The organism is Actinomadura oligospora ATCC 43269, from assembly GCF_000518265.1.
GTDB lineage: Bacteria > Actinomycetota > Actinomycetes > Streptosporangiales > Streptosporangiaceae > Spirillospora > Spirillospora oligospora.
The window spans coordinates 408,443-427,463 of the sequence record NZ_JADG01000003.1; the positions used below are offsets into that span (position 1 = coordinate 408,443).

Here is a 19,021-nt window from a genome sequence, read left to right on the forward strand (position 1 = left end):
ATGAGGTACTGGCAGCAGAGGCTGGCGGGCGCTCCGGTGCTCAAGCCGCCCACCGACCGGATCCGTCCGGCGGAGGACGTCCCCGCGGACGCGTTCGTGAGGGCCGGGGCGCTCGCGCCGTCGCCCGTCCCGGTGGTGCTGGCCGCCTGGGCGGTGCTCCTCGGGCGGTACGCGGGCGAGGACGACATCGTCATCGGGCTGGACGGCGGGTTCGCGGTCCGCTGCGACCTCACCGGCGACCCGTCGTTCGAGGCGCTGGCCGAAGGCGTTCAGAAGGATCTGGACGCGGCCGAGGCGCAGGGGCCCATCCCGCCTGAAGACCTTCGCGCCGGGCTGCTCCGCGCCCGGTTCACACAGGTGGAGGGGCATCGGGATTGCGATCTGGCGCTCGACGCGGACGGCACGATCCACTACCGGTCCGACCTGTTCGACAAGGCCACGGTCGTCCGGATGGGCGGGCAGCTGCGGCTCGTGCTGGAGGCCGCGGCCAGTGATCCGGGGCTTCGGCTGTCGGAACTGCCGGTGATGTCGTCGGAGGAGGAACGGCTCGTCCTGGACGAGTGGAACAGCACCGACATGCCCCACCCGGACGCGGACGCCGTCCACGAGCTGTGCGAGGCGCAGGCGGCCCGGACGCCGGACGAGACCGCCGTGTCCTGCGGCGACCGTTCGCTCACCTTCGCCGAGCTGGAGGCCGAGGCCAACCGGCTCGCCCACCACCTGCGGGACGCGGGCGTCGGCCCCGAGACCGTCGTCGGCCTCGCCCTCGAACGCGGCATCGAGATGGTCGTCACGCTGCTGGCCATCTGGAAGGCGGGCGGCGCGTACCTGCCGCTCGACCCCGACTACCCGCGCGACCGGCTGGGCTACATGGTCGCCGACAGCGGCGCGTCCTTGGTGGTCGGCACCCGCGACCTCGCCGCGACCTTCACCGGGGACGTCGGACGCGTCGTCCACCTCGACGACCCCGACACCGTCGCGGCCGTCGCCGCCGCACCCGCGACCCCGCCCGCCGTGAAGGCCCATCGCGACCAGCTCGCCTACGTGATCTACACGTCCGGGTCCACCGGGCTGCCGAAGGGCGTCGCGGTCGGGCACCGCGGCGTGCTGAACCGGCTGGCGCGGATGCAGGACCTGCACGGGCTTCTGCCGAGGGAGCGGGTCGTCCACAAGTCCCCGCTGACGTTCGACGCGTCGGTGTGGGAGCTGTTCTGGCCGCTGTCGGCGGGCGGCGAGCTCGTCGTGGTCGAACCGGGACGGCACCGCGACCTCGACCACCTGCTCGCGCTCCTCGCGGGCCGCGAGATCGGCGTCGTGCACTTCGTCCCGTCGCTGTTCCGGCTGCTCGTCCAGCACCCGGCGCTCGCGGACATGCCGAACCTGCGCCTGGTCTTCTGCAGCGGCGAGGCCCTCGCCGGCGAGGACGTGCTGCGCTTCCAGGCCCGGCACCCGGCCGAGGTCGGCAACCTGTACGGGCCGACCGAGGCGACGATCGAGGCGGCCTCGGCCGTGATCGACGCGGCCAGCACGTCGCCGTCCCCGCCGATCGGCGGGCCGATCGGCAACGTCCGGCTGTACGTGCTGGACCGGTTCATGCGTCCGATGCCGGTGGGCGTGCCCGGCGAGCTGTTCATCGGCGGGATCGGCGTCGGACGCGGCTACCGGAACCGTCCCGCGCTCTCCGCCGAGCGGTTCGTCGCCGACCCGTTCGCGGCCGACGGCTCCCGGCTGTACCGGACGGGCGACCGCGTCCGGTGGCGTCCGGACGGACGGCTGGAGTACCACGGCCGCATCGACGACCAGGTCAAGGTGCGCGGGGTGCGGATCGAGCCCGGCGAGGTCGAGGCCGCGCTGCTCGCCCACCCGGACCTCGGCAACGCGGTCGTCGTCGCGCGGGGCGCGGCGGGCGACCGGCGGCTCGTCGCGTACGTCGTGGCCGCCGAGAACGCGCCGCGCACGCCGTCCACGACCGAGCTGCGCGCGTTCCTGCGGCGGAGCCTGCCGGACTACCTCGTCCCGGCCGCGTTCGTGCCGCTGCCCGCCCTGCCGCTCAACCCGAACGGCAAGGTCGACCGGGCCGCGCTGCCCGATCCCGAGCGGGGACGCCCCGACCTCGCGACGCCCTACGTCCCGCCCCGGGACGCGGCGCAGGAGACCCTCGCCGCGCTGTTCGCGCAGGTCCTCGAGGTGGAGCCGATCGGCGCGGACGACGACTTCTTCGACCTCGGCGGCCACTCCCTGCTGGCCACCCAGGTGATGTCGCGGGTGCGGGCCGCGTTCGGCGTGGACCTGGATCTCGCCGAGCTGTTCCACCACTCGTCCGTCGCCGGGCTCGCCGAGGCGCTCGGACGCGCCGCCGAGGGGCCCGCCGCGCCGCCGGTCGTACCCGTCCCGCGCGCGGAGCGGATGCCGCTGTCGTACGCGCAGCAGCGGCTCTGGTTCCTGAACCAGCTCGCGCCCGACTCGCCGGAGTACAACGAGCCGCTCGCGCTGCACCTGCGCGGGCCGCTGGACGAGCGCGCGCTCGGCGCGGCGCTGTCGGAGGTCGTCGCGCGGCACGAGGTGCTGCGCACGCGCCTGGTGGACGACGGAGGCGTCGCGTACCAGGTCATCGATCCGCCGACGGAGTTCGAGCTGGAGACGATCGACCTGAGCGGGGCGTCCGACCCGCTCGGTGAGGCGCGGGCCCTGGTCGGTGCCGAGGTGACCGTGCCGTTCGACCTCGCGCGCGGGCCGCTGATGCGGGGCAGGCTGATCCGGCTCGGCCCGGACGAGCACGTCCTCAGCCTGCTCATGCACCACGTGGTCTGCGACGAGTGGTCGGTCGCGATCCTCCACCGCGAGGTGTGGACGCTCTACGAGGCGGCCGTCCGAGGTGCCGAGCCGCCGCTGCCTCCGCTGCCGGTGCAGTACGCCGACTTCGCGGCCTGGCAGCGCGAACGCCTCCAGGGCGACTTCCTGAACGGCCAGATCGCCTACTGGACGGGACGGCTCGCGGGCGCGCCGACGCTCGAACTCCCGGCCGACCACGCCCGTCCGGCCGTCCGGTCCCCGGCGGGCGGACGCGTCGAGTTCCGCGTGGACGCCGGGACCGTCGCGCGGCTGCGCGGCATCGGCCGCGAGTGCGGCGCGACGATGTTCATGACCATGTTCGGCGCGTACGTGACGCTGCTCGCGCGCTACTCCGGCCAGGACGACATCGTCGTCGGGACGCCGATCGCCAACCGCGGCCGTGTCGAGATCGAGGACCTCGTCGGGTTCTTCGTCAACACCCTCGCCCTGCGGACGGACCTGTCGGGCGCGCCGACGTTCGCCGAGGTCCTCACCCGGGTGCGGCGCGAGGCGCTCGGCGCGTTCGCGCACCAGGAGCTGCCGTTCGAGCAGCTCGTCACCGCGCTCGGCGCGGACCGCGACCGGTCCCGCACGCCGGTCTTCCAGGTGCTGTTCAACTACAACCAGGCCGATCCGGACGTCGGCGGGCTGCTCGGCGGCCTCGGCGTGTCGGCGGCGGCGCTGCCGGGCGTGGTGGCCGCCAAGTTCGACCTGCGGCTCATCCTCGGCGAGGACGGCGACGAGCTCACCGGCGTGATCGAGTACAGCACCGAGCTGTTCGAGCACGCGACGGTGGCGCGCATGGCCGGGCACTTCGGCACCCTGCTGCGCGCCGTCGCGGACGACCCGCACCGCCCGGTCGGCGCGCTTCCACTCATGGACGCCCGGGAAGCCGCCCCGCCCGCGACGGCCGCGACGCGAAGGGCGAGCGGCCTGGCCGCGCGGATCGCCGAGCAGGCCGCCCGGCGTCCCGAGGCCCTCGCCCTTGTCGGCGCGGACGGCGAGCTGACCTACGGCGACCTGGAGGCTCGGGCCAACCGGCTGGCTCAGTTCCTGCGGAACGCGGGAGCCGGTCCCGAGACCGTGATCGGGCTGTGCGTGCCCGGCGGCGCTGACCTGGTCATCGCGCTGCTCGCGGTCTGGAAGGCGGGCGGCGGGTTCCTCCCGCTCGACCCCGGCCACCCCGCCGAGCGCCTCGCGTTCATGCTCGCCGACAGCCGCGCGTCCCTGGTCGTGGGCACCGACGACGCGCTCGCCGACCTGCCCGTCGGGCGTGTCCGGACGGTCGTCCTGGACGACCCGTTCACCGAGGCCCAGATCGCCGCCCTCCCGCCGACGCCGCCCGAACCGCTGCCCGGCATGGCCGCGGACGGCCTGGACCGCGTCGCCTACGTCATGTACACGTCGGGCTCGACCGGGCGTCCGAAGGGCGTGCAGGTCACGCAGCGCGGCGTCGCCGCATATGCGGAAGAGGTCGCGGCGCTGCTCGGCTGGGACCGGCCGGGACACCGGTACGCACTGCTCCAGCCGCTCACGACCGACTTCGGCAACACGGTCGTGTTCACGGCCCTCGCGTCCGGCGGCGTCCTGCACCTGCCGGACACGTCCGTCGCCCGCGACCCCGTCCTGCTGCGCGAGTACCTCGCCGCGCACGAGATCGACCACGTGAAGATCGTCCCGTCGCACCTGGCGGCGCTCGCGGCGGACGGCGGCGTCGACCGCCTGCTGCCCGCGCGGACGCTCGTCCTCGGCGGCGAGGCCACGCCGACGCCGTTCGCCCGCGAGCTGGTCGGAGAGGCGGGCGGCCCGGACGTGTTCAACCACTACGGGCCGACCGAGACGACCGTGGGCGTCACGACCGTCCGGCTCGACGCCGAGACCCTCGCGGACGGCAGGTCCGCGCCCGTCGGCATGCCGCTGCCGGGCGCGCGGCTGCACGTCCTCGACCCCGCGCTGAACCCCGTCCCGTGGGGTGTCCCCGGAGAGCTGTTCATCGGCGGGACGGGCCTGGCGCGCGGCTACGCCGGACGGCCCGACCTGACGGCCGAGCGGTTCGTCGCCGACCCGTTCGAGGACGGCGGATCCCGGCTGTACCGGACCGGCGACCGCGTCCGGTGGCGGCTCGACGGACGCCTGGAGTTCCTCGGACGCATGGACCGGCAGGTCAAGATCCGCGGGTACCGGGTCGAGCCCGCCGAGGTCGAGCAGGCCCTCGCCGCGCATCCCGCGCTCACCGCGGCGGCCGTCACGGCGCACGGCCCGGACGGCGACCCGCGGCTCGTCGGGTACGTCGTCGCCGCCGACCCGGACACCGGGACGCCCGCGCCCGCCGACCTGCGCGCCTTCCTGCGCCGGACGCTGCCCGACCCGATGGTCCCGACCGACTTCGTGCCGCTGCCGGAACTGCCGCTCGCCGCCAACGGCAAGCTCGACCGCGCCGCGCTGCCCGATCCGGGCGAGGAGCGGGCCGGGGGACCGTCCGCCGGGTTCGCAACGCCGCGCACCCCGACCGAGGAGATCCTCGCCGGGATCTGGGCCGAGGTGCTGAACCGCGACCGGATCGGCACCACCGACGACTTCTTCGAGCTGGGCGGCCACTCGCTGCTGGCCACGCAGGTCGTGTCCCGGATTCGGGCGCTGCTCGGAGTCGAGACGTCCCTGGCCGACCTGTTCGACCACCCGACGGTCGGCGCTTTGGCGGCCCTGGTCGACACCGCCGACCGCGCCGGGACGGCCCCGGTCGTCCCCGTCGGACGTGACCGCGCGCTGCCGCCCTCGTTCGCCCAGCAGCGGCTCTGGTTCCTGGACCAGCTCGCGCCCGGCTCCGCCGAGTACAACAACCCCCTCGCCCTGCGCCTGCGCGGCCCGCTCGACGTCCCCGCGCTCCGCGCCGCGCTGGACGCGCTGGTCGAACGGCACGAAGCCCTGCGCACCCGGCTCGTCGCCGAGGACGGCGTCGCCCGGCAGGTGATCGACCCGCCGTCCGCGTTCGCGCTGGACGAGCACGACCTGACGGAAGTCCCAGACCCCGCCGCCCGCGCCCGCGACCTCGTGGACGCCGACGCGGTCGCGCCGTTCGACCTGGCCACCGGACCGCTCGTGCGCGGCCTGCTGATGCGCCTCGGCCCGGACGACCACGTCCTCGGCCTCTGCATGCACCACGTCGTGTCCGACGAGTGGTCGGCGCTGGTCATGCGGCGCGAGATCGCCGTCCTGTACGAGGCGTTCGCGGCGGGTGCCGAGCCTTCGCTCGAGCCGCTGCCCGTGCAGTACGCCGACTACGCGGTCTGGCAGCGCGAGCGGCTCACCGGCGGGACCCTCGACGACCTGGTCGGCTACTGGCGGGACCGCCTGGACGGCGCCGCCGCCCTGGACCTGCCGCTCGACCGGCCGCGTCCGCCCGTCCGGTCGTCGGCGGGCGCGCTGGTCGACCTCGCCGTCGACGCCCGCACCACCGAGGGCCTGCGGACGCTCGCGCGCGCGTCGGGCGCGACGATGTTCATGACGTTGCAGTCCGCGCTCGCGGTGCTGCTCCGCTGGTACGCGGGCCAGTACGACGTGGTCGTCGGCACGCCCGTCGCGGGCCGCACGCAGGCGGAGACCGAGGGCCTCATCGGGTTCTTCGTCAACACCCTGGCGCTGCGCGCCGACCTGTCCGGCGACCCGACGTTCGCCGAGGTCGTCGCGCGGGTCCGGGCCGGGGCGCTCGGCGCGTACGCGCATCAGGAGCTGCCGTTCGAGCAGCTCGTGGAGGCGTTGAGGCTCGACCGCGACCTCGGCCGGACGCCGCTGTTCCAGGTGTTCTTCGCGCTCGACCGGATCGGTGAGGACCGGCTCGCCCTGCCCGGCCTGGAGAACGAGCCGTTCCCGGTCGGGACGGTCGAGGCCCGCTTCGACCTGACCCTCAGCCTGAACGAGGGCGAGGACGGTCTCACCGGGTCGTTCCTCTACAGCACCGCCCTGTTCGACCGCGCGACCGTGGAGCGGATGGCCGGTCACCTGACCGCCGTCCTCGCCGCCGTCGCCGAAGACCCGGGGCGGCGGCTGTCGGAACTCCGTCCGATGGACGTGGACGAGACGCACCGGGCCGTCGCCGCCGGTCCGGAACGTCCTCTTCCGGCGCGCGGCGTTCACGAGCTGGTCGCCGAGCATGCCGCTCGGAGGCCGGACGCGACCGCCCTGATCTTCGGCGACGACCGTCTCACCTACGCCGCGCTCGACGCGCGCGCGAACCGGCTCGCCCACCACCTGCGCGCGGTGGGCGTCGGGCCCGAGGTCGTCGTCGGGCTCTGCCTGGAACGCGGGACCGAACTGCTCGTGGCGTTGCTCGCCGTGCTCCGCGCGGGTGGCGCCTACCTGCCGCTCAGCCCGGATCTGCCGCCCGAGCGGCTCGGCCTGATGATCGCAGACAGTCGCGCGTCGGTGCTGGTCGGGACGTCCGAAACGCTCGATACCGTCCCGTCCGGGCACACCAGCCCTATCTACCTGGACGACCCCGCCACGCAGGCGGCGCTGGCGACGGCCCCGGAGGACGCGCCCGAGATCGCGACGCACCCCGCTCAGCTCGCGTACGTGATGTACACGTCCGGCTCGACCGGACGGCCCAAGGGCGTCGCGGTCACCCACCGGGACGTCACGGCGATCGCGACGTCCGGCGACTACGTCCAGCTCACCGAGGACGACGTGGTCGCGCAGGCGGCCACGGTCGCGTTCGACGCGGCGACCTTCGAGATCTGGGGCGCGTGGGCGAACGGCGCGACCCTCGCCGGGATCGACGAGCGGACGCTCCTGGCACCCGAGCGGCTCCGTCCGGAACTCGTGCGGCTCGGCGTCACCACCCTGTTCCTGACTCCGGCCGTGTTCCACCGGTTCGCCGCCGACGACCCCGGCGTCTTCGCCGGGCTGCGGAACCTCGTGGTCGGCGGCGACGCGATCGACCCGGCGAGTGCCCGCCGCGTCCTCGCAGGTGAGGGCCCGGAACGCCTGGTGAACGGCTACGGCCCGACCGAGACGACCACGTTCGCCGCCTGGCATCCGGTCGGCGACCTGCCCGACGGCGCGACGGTCCCGATCGGCAGGCCGCTCGCCAACATGCGGCTGCCGGTGCTCGACCAGGCACTCGCGCCCGTCCCGGACGGCGTCGCGGGCGAGCTGTACATCGGCGGGGCGGGCGTCGCACGCGGCTACGCGCACCGCCCGGACCTGACGGCCGAGCGGTTCGTGCCCGACGCGTCCGCCGCCGACGGCTCCCGCCTCTACCGGACCGGGGACCGGGTGCGCCGCCGCCCGGACGGCGTCCTGGAGTTCCTCGGACGCATCGACCGGCAGGTCAAGGTCCGCGGCTTCCGGATCGAACCGGGCGAGATCGAGGCGGCGCTGCTCGCGCACCCGGCGGTCGCCGAGGCCGTCGTGGTCGCCCGGGACGACACGGGCGACCGGCGTCTCCTCGCCTACCTCGTCCCGTCCGACCTGGCCGACGGCGCTCCCGATGCCGCCGACCTGCGCCGGTTCCTCGGCGCGGGGCTGCCCGCCTACATGGTCCCGGTCGCGTTCGTGGAGCTGACCGCGCTGCCGCTGACCCGGAACGGCAAGGTCGACCGGGACGCGCTGCCCGCCCCCGACGGCGGCCGCGCCGCCGCCGGGACGGAGTTCGTCGCGCCGCGCACGCCCGCCGAGGAGTCGCTCGCGGGGATCTGGGCGGAGGTGCTCGGCCTGGACCGCGTCGGCGTCCACGACGACTTCTTCGAGCTGGGCGGCCACTCGCTGCTCGCCACCCAGGTCGTGTCCCGTGTCCGCGCCGCCTTCGGCGTGGAGGCGGCGCTGGCGGACCTGTTCGACCGTCCGACCGTCGCCGGGTTCGCCGAGGCCGTGGAGCTGGCCGCGCCCGATGCGGACGGCCCGCCGCTGGTGCCCGTGGCGCGCGACGGCGCGCCGCCGCTGTCGTTCGCGCAGCAGCGGCTGTGGTTCCTGGACCAGCTCGACCCCGGCTCGCCGGAGTACAACGTCCCGCTCGCGCTGCGCCTGCGCGGCGACCTGGACGTCCCCGCCCTGCGGGCCGCGCTCGCGGCGGTCGTCGACCGGCACGAGGTGCTGCGCACCCGCCTCGTCGCGGTCGACGGCGTCGCCCGCCAGGTCATCGACCCGCCCGGCGGCGCGCGCCTGGCCGTCGTGGACCTCGCCGGGGAGCCGGACGCGCTCGACCGGGCGACCGCCCTCGCCGCCGCGAGCGCCCGCGCCCCGTTCGACCTGGCCGCCGGGCCGCTGCTGCGCGCGACGCTCGCCCGGCTCGGCCCGGACGACCATGTCCTGAGCCTCTGCATGCACCACGTGGTGTCGGACGAGTGGTCCGCCGGAGTGCTGCGCCGCGAGCTGTCCGCGCTCTACACCGCGTTCGCGGGGGACGGCGGAGCCGAGCTGCCGCCGCTGCCCGTCCAGTACGCCGACTATGCCGTCTGGCAGCGCGACCCGCGCCGGAACGCCGTCATCGAGGAGCAGCTCTCCCACTGGCGGGACCGCCTCGCCGGGCTCACCGACCTGGACCTTCCCGCCGACCGGACGCGTCCGCCCGTCCGGTCCTCGGCGGGCGCGCTGGTCGAGTTCACGATCCCGGAGGAGACCGCGGCCGGGCTGCGGGAGGCCGCCCGGCGCGGCGGCGCGACGATGTTCATGACGCTGCTGGCCGGGTTCGGCGCGCTGCTCGCCCGGCTCGCCGACCGGGAGGACGTCGCGGTCGGCGTCCCCGTCGCGGGCCGCAACCGCGCCGAGACCGAGGACCTCATCGGGTTCTTCGTCAACACGCTCGTGCTCCGCGCGCGGGTCACCGGCGAGGAGTCGCTCCTCGACCTGGTCGCCGCCGCGCGGCGCGAGGCGCTGGACGGCTTCGCCCACCAGGACGTGCCGTTCGAGCAGCTCGTGGACGCCCTGCGGCCGGTCCGTGACCGCAGCCGCACCCCGCTGTTCCAGGTGTTCTTCAACCACCTCGGCGTCGCGGACGCCGCCGACGGCGCGGCCACGTTCGGGGGCGCGCTGACCGAGGAACGGATCGTCCCGCCGCACGTCACGGCCAAGTTCGACCTGACCCTGTTCACCCGGGCCACCCCGGACGGCATCGCCGGGACCTTCGAGTACGCCACCGCGCTGTTCGACCGGACGACCGTCGAGCGCCTCGGCGAGTGGTTCGTGGAGCTGCTCGGCGCGCTCGCCGCCGATCCGGACCGTCCGCTGTCGGACCTCGCGCCCTGGCCCGCCGAGGATCCCGAGTGGAACGCCACGTCCGCGCAGACCCCGCGCGTCGGCGGTGTCCACGAGATGGTCACCGGACGTCCCGACGACCCGGCCGTCGAACTCGGCGACCGCACGCTGACCTACCGTGAGCTGGACGAACGCTCGAACCGCCTCGCGTACCGGCTGCGCGAGGCCGGCGTCGGGCCGGAGACGGTCGTCGGGGTCCGGCTCGAACGCGGCCAGGACGTCCCGGTGGCGCTCCTCGCGATCTGGAAGGCCGGCGGAGCCTACCTCCCGATCGATCCCGGCCACCCGGACGAGCGCCTGCGCTACCTCCTCGCCGACAGCGGCGCGGCGCTCGTCATCGGCGACGCGATCCCCGACGCGCCCTGCCCGGTCCTCGCGCCGGACGACCCGTCGATCGCCGCCGCGCCCGCCACCGCGCCCGCGGTCACGACGCATCCCGACCAACTCGCCTACCTGATCTACACCTCGGGCTCGACCGGACGCCCCAAGGCCGTCCAGGGGACGCATCGCGGCCTCGCGAACCGGCTCGCCTGGATGCAGGACCGGTACCGGCTCGAGCCGGGGGAGCGGGTCCTGCACAAGACCCCGACGACCTTCGACGTGTCGCTGTGGGAGCTGCTCTGGCCGCTCACGGCGGGGGCGTGCATGGTGATGGCCGAGCCCGGACGCCACGGCGACCCCGACCACCTCGCCCGGCTCATCGCCGAGCGCCGGATCGCGGTGACGCACTTCGTGCCGTCCCTCTTCCACCAGTTCGTCGAGAACGCCCCCCTCGCGGACGCGTCGTCCCTGCGCCTGGTCGTATGCAGCGGCGAAGCGCTGTCCGGCGACGACGTCGCACGCTTCCACGAACGGCACGCGACCGCCGTCGTGGAGAACCTGTACGGCCCGACCGAGGCATCCGTGGACGTGTCGTCGTGGACGTGCGCACGTGGGGACGACGCAAGTGCCCCGCCGATCGGGCATCCGGTCGCCAACCTGCGGCTGCACGTCCTGGACCGCTGGATGCGCCCCGTCCCGCCGGGTGTCCCGGGTGAGCTGTACCTCGGCGGTGTCGGGCTCGCGCGCGGCTACGCCGGACGGCCCGACCTGACCGCCGGACGGTTCGTCGCCGATCCGTTCGCCGCCGACGGGACACGCCTCTACCGAACCGGCGACCGCGCGCGGCGGCGTCCGGACGGCGCGGTCGAGTACCTCGGACGCGCCGACCACCAGATCAAGATCCGCGGCTTCCGCGTCGAGCCGGGCGAGGTCGAGGCCGCGCTCGCCGCCCATCCGGCGATCGGCTCCGCCGTCGTCACCGGACGCGACGGACGCCTCGTCGCCTACCTGGTCCCCGGCGACACCGGGGCCGCGATGCCGGGGACCGCCGAGCTGCGGGCGTTCCTCGCGCGGAGCCTGCCGGGCCACCTCGTCCCGGCGGTGTTCGTGGAGCTGGCCGGGCTGCCGCTCACGCCGAACGGCAAGCTCGACCGGGCCGCGCTGCCCGCGCCCGGCCTGGACCATCCCCGCCTCGCCGCCGCGCCGACCGCGCCGCGCACCCCGGCCGAACGCGTCCTCGCCGACATCTGGGCCGACCTGCTGGGCCTGTCCGAGGTCGGCGTCCACGACAACTTCTTCGAGCTCGGCGGCGACTCGATCATGAGCATCCAGGCGGTCGCGCGGGCCCGGCGCGCCGGGCTGCGGATCACCGCCGCGCGGCTCTTCGAGCACCAGACCGTCGCCGACCTGGCCCGGCACGCGACCAGCGGGTCCGGCGGAGCCCCGGCCGAGGCCGAGCAGGGTCCGGTCGTGGGCGAGGTGCCGCTCACCCCGATCCAGCACGAGTTCGTCGCGCGCGGCCTGCCGCGCCGCGACCACTACAACCAGTCCGTCCTGCTGGAGGCGACCGGCGATCCGCTGGACCCGGCGGCCCTACGCGTCGCGCTCGGCGCGCTCCTGGACCATCACGACGCGCTCCGGCTGCGCCTCGACGGCACCCGGCTGCGTTGCGCACCGCCCGAGCCGTCAGACGTCCTCGCGGTCGTCGTCCTCGACGGGACGGACGACGAAGAACGTCGGCGAGCCGCCGCCCTCAAGGCACAAACCGGCCTGAACCTGGCGAACGGCCCGCTGCTCCGCTGCGTCCTGTTCGACCGCCGTACCGAGGGAACACAGACGATCCTCCTGGCCGTCCACCACATGGCCGTGGACACAGTGTCATGGAGCATCCTCCTGGACGACCTGGAAACCGCCTACGACCAGGCGCTCGCCGGAACGGCCGTGCGGCTGCCCGCCAAGACGACCTCGTTCCGCCGCTGGTCCGAGCGCCTCACCGAACTCGCCCGGTCGGACGCCCTCGCCGCCGAGGCCGAACACTGGACGGCCCCACCAGGCCCCGCCGTCCGACTACCCCGCGACCGTCCGGACGGCGCGAACGACCTCGCGTTCGCCCACACGGTCCCCGGCGGCCTGCCGGTGGACCTGACCGCGAGGTTGCTGAACGACGCGTCCGGCGCCTACCGCACCCGAACCGCCGAACTGCTGCTCGCAGCGCTCGCCCTGACCCTCACCGAATGGGCGGGCGGGCCGTCCATCGCCGTCGACCTCGAAGGCCACGGCCGCGAGGACGTCGGAGAGGGCATCGACGTCTCCCGCACCGTCGGCTGGTTCACCACCCTCTACCCCGTCACCTTCACACCAGGCGCAGGGCCGTCCGACCTCGCCGCCGCGATCAGGAACACCAAGGAGACGCTGCGGCGCGTGCCACGCCACGGCCTCGGCCACGGCCTGCTCCGGCACCTCGAAGGCGGCGACCTCGCCCGGACGCTCGCCGCCGCGCCACCCCGCGAGGTCGGCTTCAACTACCTCGGACGCACCGACCACCAGGCCCGGGACGGCGGAGGCCGGTTCCGCCGGGCGGCGGCCACGCTCGGCCCCGACCGGGCGGCGGCGGGCCCGCGCGGCCACGTCCTCGAGCTCGACGCCCGGATCGCCGCCGGACGCCTCGACCTCACCTGGACCTACTCCGACCGCCTGCACGACCACGCCACCGTCGAGCGCCTCGCGCACCGCTACGAAGACCTGCTCGGACGGATCGTCGAGCACTGCGCGGGCGGGGGCGCGGGCGGCTACACGCCGTCCGACTTCCCGCTCGCCGCCGGGCTCGACCAGTCCGTCCTCGACCAGATCCAAAGCCACCTCGAAATCCCAAGCCACCTCGAAACCCCAAGCCACCTCGAACCGCCCTCGGGCGGTCTCGCCGACGTCCGGGACCGACCATGACGACCTTCCGGCCGGACGCCGTGAGCACGGCGCGCGCGATCGACGACCTCTACCCCCTGACCGCGCTCCAGCGCGGCATGCTCTTCCACAGCGACCTCGCGCCCGGCGAGGGCGTGTACTGGGTCCAGCACGGCCTGCTCGTCGAGGGCGACCTCGACCCGCGCGCGTTCCGCCGCGCGTGGGAGACGGTGTTCGCCCGGCACGCCGTGCTGCGGACCACGGTCGCGCAGCGCGACGCGGCCGTCCCCCTCGCCCTGGTGTCCCCGGCCGAGGCCGTCCCGCTGCCACTGACCGAACTCGACTGGCGAGACCGGAGCACGGACGATCAGGAGACCGCCCTCGACGCGCTCATGGCCGAGGACCGGGCGCGCGGCGTCGACCTCGGCCGCCGCAGCCTGGTCCGGATCGTCCTGGTCCGGCTCGCCGACCGCCGCCACCAGCTCGTCTGGAGCCACCACCACCTGCTCCTGGACGGCTGGAGCGCGCAGATCGTCCTCACCGAGGTGCTGACCGCCTACGAGGACCTGCGCGCGGGCCGTCCGGTGCGGCTCCCGGGCCGCCGCCCGTTCCGTGACTACGTCGCCTGGCTGGGGGAGCGGGACCCCGCCGAGGACGAGGAGTACTGGCGCGACCGCCTGGACGGCGTCACCGAGGCCACCCCGCTCGGCGTCGACGGCGTCACCGGCGAACGCGGCGTCGCCACCCACCGGATCCAGCTGCCGGAGGCGGCCACCACCCGGCTTGCTGAGGTCGCGCGGGCGCACCGGCTCACGCTCAACACGGTCGCGCAGGGCGCGTGGGCGCGGCTGCTCGCCGCCTACAGCGGCGAGAACGACGTCGTGTACGGGGTGACGGTCTCGGCGCGCGGCGAGGAGCTGGACGGCGTCGAGTCGATGGTCGGCCTGCTCGTCAACACCCTGCCGTGCCGGACGTCCGTCGATCCCGGCGCGTCCGTGGCCGACTGGCTGCGCCGCCTCCAGGACGACCACGCCCGCGACCGCCGCCACCAGCACGCCTCCCTTGTCAGGATCCAGGCGTGCAGCGGCGTCCCGGCCGGGCGGCCGCTCTTCACCAGCCTCTACGTCTTCGAGAGCCACCCGGCGGATGATCTCGACGCCCTCCCGCCGGGCGGCCTGGCGGTCACCGACAACCGGTCCCGCGAACGCGCCGACTACCCGGTCACGATGGTCGTCGCGCCCGGACCCGAGCTGCGGATCAACCTCACCTACGACCGCGCCGTCATCGACGCCGGGACCGCCGGGCGGCTCGCCGCGCACTACGCCGAACTGCTGACGGCCGTCGCGGACGACCCGTCCGGCCCGGTGGCCCGGCTCGCCCCGGCGCCCGGTGACGTCGCCGCCTGGAACGCCACGTCCGCGCCGATCCCGCAGGTCGGCTCGGTGCACGAGCTGATCACAAGGCCGGACGACACGATCGCCGTCGTCTGCGGCGACCGCTCCCTCACCTACGCCGAGCTGCACACCCGCTCGAACCGGCTGGCCCACCACCTCCAGACCCTCGGCGTCGGGCCCGAGGCCGTCGTCGGGCTGTGCCTGGAACGCGGGCTCGACTTCGCGGTCGGGCTGCTGGCGATCTGGAAGGCCGGGGGCGCGTACCTGCCGCTCGACCCCGGCTACCCCGCCGACCGCCTCGCCTACATGACCGCCGACAGCGGCGCCCGGATCGTGATCGCACGCGGCACCGCCGTCGAGGGCTGCGCGACCGTCCACCCGGACGACCCGGAGATCGACACTCACCCCGACACCTTGCCGCAGATCGACGTTCGTCCTGGTCAGCTGGCCTATGTCATCTACACCTCCGGGTCGACCGGACGGCCCAAGGGCGTTCAGGTCGGGCATCGCGGCCTGGTCAACCGGCTCGCCTGGATGCAGGCGCGGCGTCCGCTGGCCCCCGGTGAGGGCGTCCTGCACAAGACGCCCGCGTCGTTCGACGTGTCCCTGTGGGAGCTGCTCTGGCCGCTGACGACCGGCGGACGCCTCGTCATGGCCGAGCCGGGACGCCAGGGCGACATCGACCACCTCATCCGGCTGATCGAGGACGAGGACATCGCGGTCGCCCACTTCGTCCCGTCGCTGTTCCACCGGTTCGTCCTGCACGAGCCGTTCGGGGAGATGCCGAGCCTGCGGCTCGTGGTGTGCAGCGGCGAGGCGCTCTCCGGCGACGACGTCGCGCGGTTCCACGCGCGGCACGCGGGCGCGGCCGTGGAGAACCTGTACGGGCCGACCGAGGCGTCCATCGAGGTGTCGTCGTGGACGTGCGAACGATCCGCCGACGCGACCGGGTCGCCGCCCATCGGCCGTCCCATCGCGAACCTCCGGCTCTACGTGCTGGACGAGTGGATGGAGCCGGTCGCGGCAGGGGTGCCCGGAGAACTGTTCATCGGCGGCGTCGGTGTGGCGCGCGGCTACGCCGGGAGGCCCGACCTGACGGGCGAGCGTTTCGTCGCCGACCCCTTCGCCGCCGACGGCTCCCGCCTCTACCGGACCGGCGACCGCGCCCGCTGGCGCGCGGACGGCACCGGCACGGTCGAGTACCTCGGCCGCCTGGACCATCAGGTGAAGGTGCGCGGCTTCCGGGTCGAGCCCGGCGAGATCGAAGCCACGCTCGTCGCGCATCCCGGCGTCGCGGCGGCGGCCGTCCTCGCCCGGGACGAACGCCTCGTCGCCTACGTCGTCCCCGCCGCCCCGGAGAACGGCGTCCCACCCGCTCGTGACCTGCGCGAACACCTGCGGTCATCGTTGCCCGACCACCTGGTCCCGGCCGTGTTCGTTGAAGTGACCGCGCTGCCGCTGAACGCGAGCGGCAAGCTCGACCGGGCCGCTCTGCCCGCGCCCGAGGACGCCCGTCCGGACGCTCTCGGCGCGCTCGCCGCCGCCCGCACGCCCGCCGAGGAGATCCTGGCCGGGATCTGGGCGCGCGTTCTCGGACTGCCGAGCGTCGGCGTCCATGACGACTTCTTCGAGCTGGGCGGGCACTCGCTGCTCGCGACGCAGGTCGTGTCCCGGATCCGCGCCGCGTTCGGCGTGGAGGCGACGCTGGCGGACCTGTTCGACCATCCGACCGTCCGGGGCCTGGCCACCGCGGTCGACGCGATGACACCGGGGGCGGCCGTGCCGCCGGTCAGGCCCGCGCGCCGGGACGGCGGCCCGCTCCCGCTGTCCCATGCTCAGCGCCGCCTGTGGTTCCTCGACCGGCTCGAGCCGGGGTCCGCCGAGTACGTCCTGCCGATGGCGCTGCGGCTGCGCGGCCCCCTGGACGCCGACGCGCTCGCCGCCGCCCTGGACGCGCTGGTCGAGCGGCACGAGGTGCTCCGCACCCGGCTCGTCGCGGTGGACGGCGAGCCCGTCCAGATCGTCGACCCGCCGAGCCCCGGCCTGCTCACCGTCACCGACGTGCGGGACGGCGGGCTACCGCAGGCCGAAGCGCTCGTCGCCGCCGACGCCGCCGAGCCCTTCGACCTCGCCGAAGGCCCGCTGCTGCGCGCGCGCCTGATCCGCCTCGGCCCGGACGACCAGGTGCTGAGCCTGTGCATGCACCACGTCGTGTCGGACGCGTGGTCGGCCGGGCTGATCCGGCACGAGCTGGCCGTCCTGTACGAGGCGGCCGTGCGGGACGAGCCGTCCCCGCTGCCGCCGCTTCCGGTGCAGTACGCCGACTTCGCGGTCTGGCAGCGCGATCACCTGGACGGCCCGGAACTCGACAACGGTCTCGTGTACTGGCGGAACCGGCTCGCCGACGCCCCGCCGCTGGACCTCCCGACCACCCGGCCGCGCCCGCCCGTCCGCACCCCGGCGGGCGCGGCCTTCGACTTCCGCGTCCCCGAGAGCACCGCCGCGGCCCTGCGGGACGTCGCGCGCGAGTCGGGCGCGACGATGTTCATGACGCTGCTCGCCGGGTTCGCGGCGCTCCTCGGTCGGTACGCGGGTCAGGACGACGTCGTGGTCGGCACCCCGGTCGCGGGCCGGGACCGCGCCGAGACCGAAGGGCTCGTCGGGTTCTTCGTCAACACGCTCGTCCTGCGCGCCGACCTGTCCGGCGACCCGACCTTCGCCGAGGCCGTCGCGCGGGTGCGGCGCGAGGCCCTGGACGCCTACGCCCACCGGGACGTCCCGTTCGAGCGGCTCGTGGACGCCCTGAGCCCCGACCGCGACCGCTCCCGCACCCCGCTGTTCCAGGTCATGTTCGACTACGCCCAGGGCGGCCCGGGAACGGACGGATTCGGCGACTTCGCCGTGGAGCGCGTCCGGGTGCCGAGCGACACGTCCGCGTTCGACCTCGCGCTCGTCCTCGCCGACGACGGCGCCGAGACGGGCCTGACCGGACGCCTCGAATACAGCACCGAGCTGTTCGATGCCTCGGCCGTCGAGCGGCTCGCCGACCTGCTGTGCAGGGTGCTGGAGCGTGCGGCGGACGGCCCCTCCCGCCACCTCTCCGACCTCGCCCGCCCGGACGCGCCCGTGCGTCGCGCGGAGCCGCTGCGGGCGCGGCTTGGCGGCGTCCACGAACTGCTGACCGAGGCCGACCCCGACACCGTCGCGGTCACCGACGGGCGGTGCGACCTCACCTACGCCGACCTCGAATCCCGCGCCGGACGCCTCGCCCGGCGTCTCCGCGACGAGGGCCTCGGCCCCGAAACGGTCGTGGCGCTGCACCTGCCGCGTGACGTCGACCTGATCGTCGCGCTCGTCGCCGTCTGGAAGGCGGGTGGCGGCTACCTCGCCCTCGACCCCGACGACCCGCCCGAGCGCACCGCCTACAAACTCGCCGACAGCCGCGTTCGGATCGTCCTCGCCGAGCAGGACCGGGACCTGGCGGCCGTCCTCCCGGCCGGAACGCGAGTGCTCAGCCCCGCCGGCCTGCTCGCCGACGAGACGACGCAGCCGCTGTCCGAGGCCGTCGTGCCAGGGCAGCTCGCGGCCGTCATCTACACCTCGGGCTCGACCGGGCGGCCCAAGGCCGTCCACACCACCCACGGCTCGCTGACCTCCCTCTACACGGCCTGGTCGAGCACGCACTTCGACCCGGACGCCCGCTACCGGTGGCTGTGCGTCGCCGGAGCCGGGTTCGACGTGTTCACCGGGGACGTCGTCCGGGCCCTCGGCTCGGGCGGGACGCTCGTCCTCGCGCCCGTCGGTCTCCAGGCCCGCGCGCCGGAACTCGCCCGCGCGATCGCCGAGCACGGCGTCCAGGCGTTCGAAGCGGCCCCGCGCTTCGTGGACGACCTGGTCGACCACCTGGACCGGACCGGCGACAACACGGAATCGCTGCGTCTCGTCGTCGTCACGACCGACACCTGGCGCACGTCCGGCGTCCGGCTCGCCCGCCGCGTCCTCGGCCCGGACGTGCGGCTCCTCACCGCGTTCGGCATCACCGAGGCCACGGTCGACAGCACCTACAGCACCCTCGCCGACCTCGCGGAGGACGCGCCGACGCCGATCGGCGGGCCGCTGCCCGGCACGGTCGCCCACGTCCTGGACCGGTACCTCGCGCCGCTCCCGCCCGGCGTGCCCGGCGAGCTGTATCTCGGCGGACCCGGCCTCGCGCGCGGCTACGGCGGACGCCCCGACCTGACCGCCGAACGCTTCGTGCCCGACCCGTTCGCCGCCGACGGCACCCGCCTGTACCGCAGCGGCGACCGCGTCCGGCTCCGCCC

The 19,021-nt window shown here is 74.9% G+C and carries 2 protein-coding genes (1 of these 2 only partly in view); both read left to right on the top strand.

Annotation, left to right across the window (positions count from 1 at the left end; all coding sequences use genetic code 11):
- Entirely contained in the window at nucleotides 1–13,347 is a 13,347-nt protein-coding gene (locus P696_RS42580) for a non-ribosomal peptide synthetase (protein WP_051466578.1), read from the top strand.
- Nucleotides 13,344–19,021: the beginning of a non-ribosomal peptide synthase/polyketide synthase gene (locus P696_RS0101765; protein ID WP_026410982.1), read on the top strand. It continues 13,375 nt past the right edge of the window; only the first 5,678 of its 19,053 coding nucleotides appear in the window; its start codon is at nucleotides 13,344–13,346; its stop codon lies off the right edge, out of view. Before P696_RS42580 ends, P696_RS0101765 begins: the two co-directional genes overlap by 4 nt.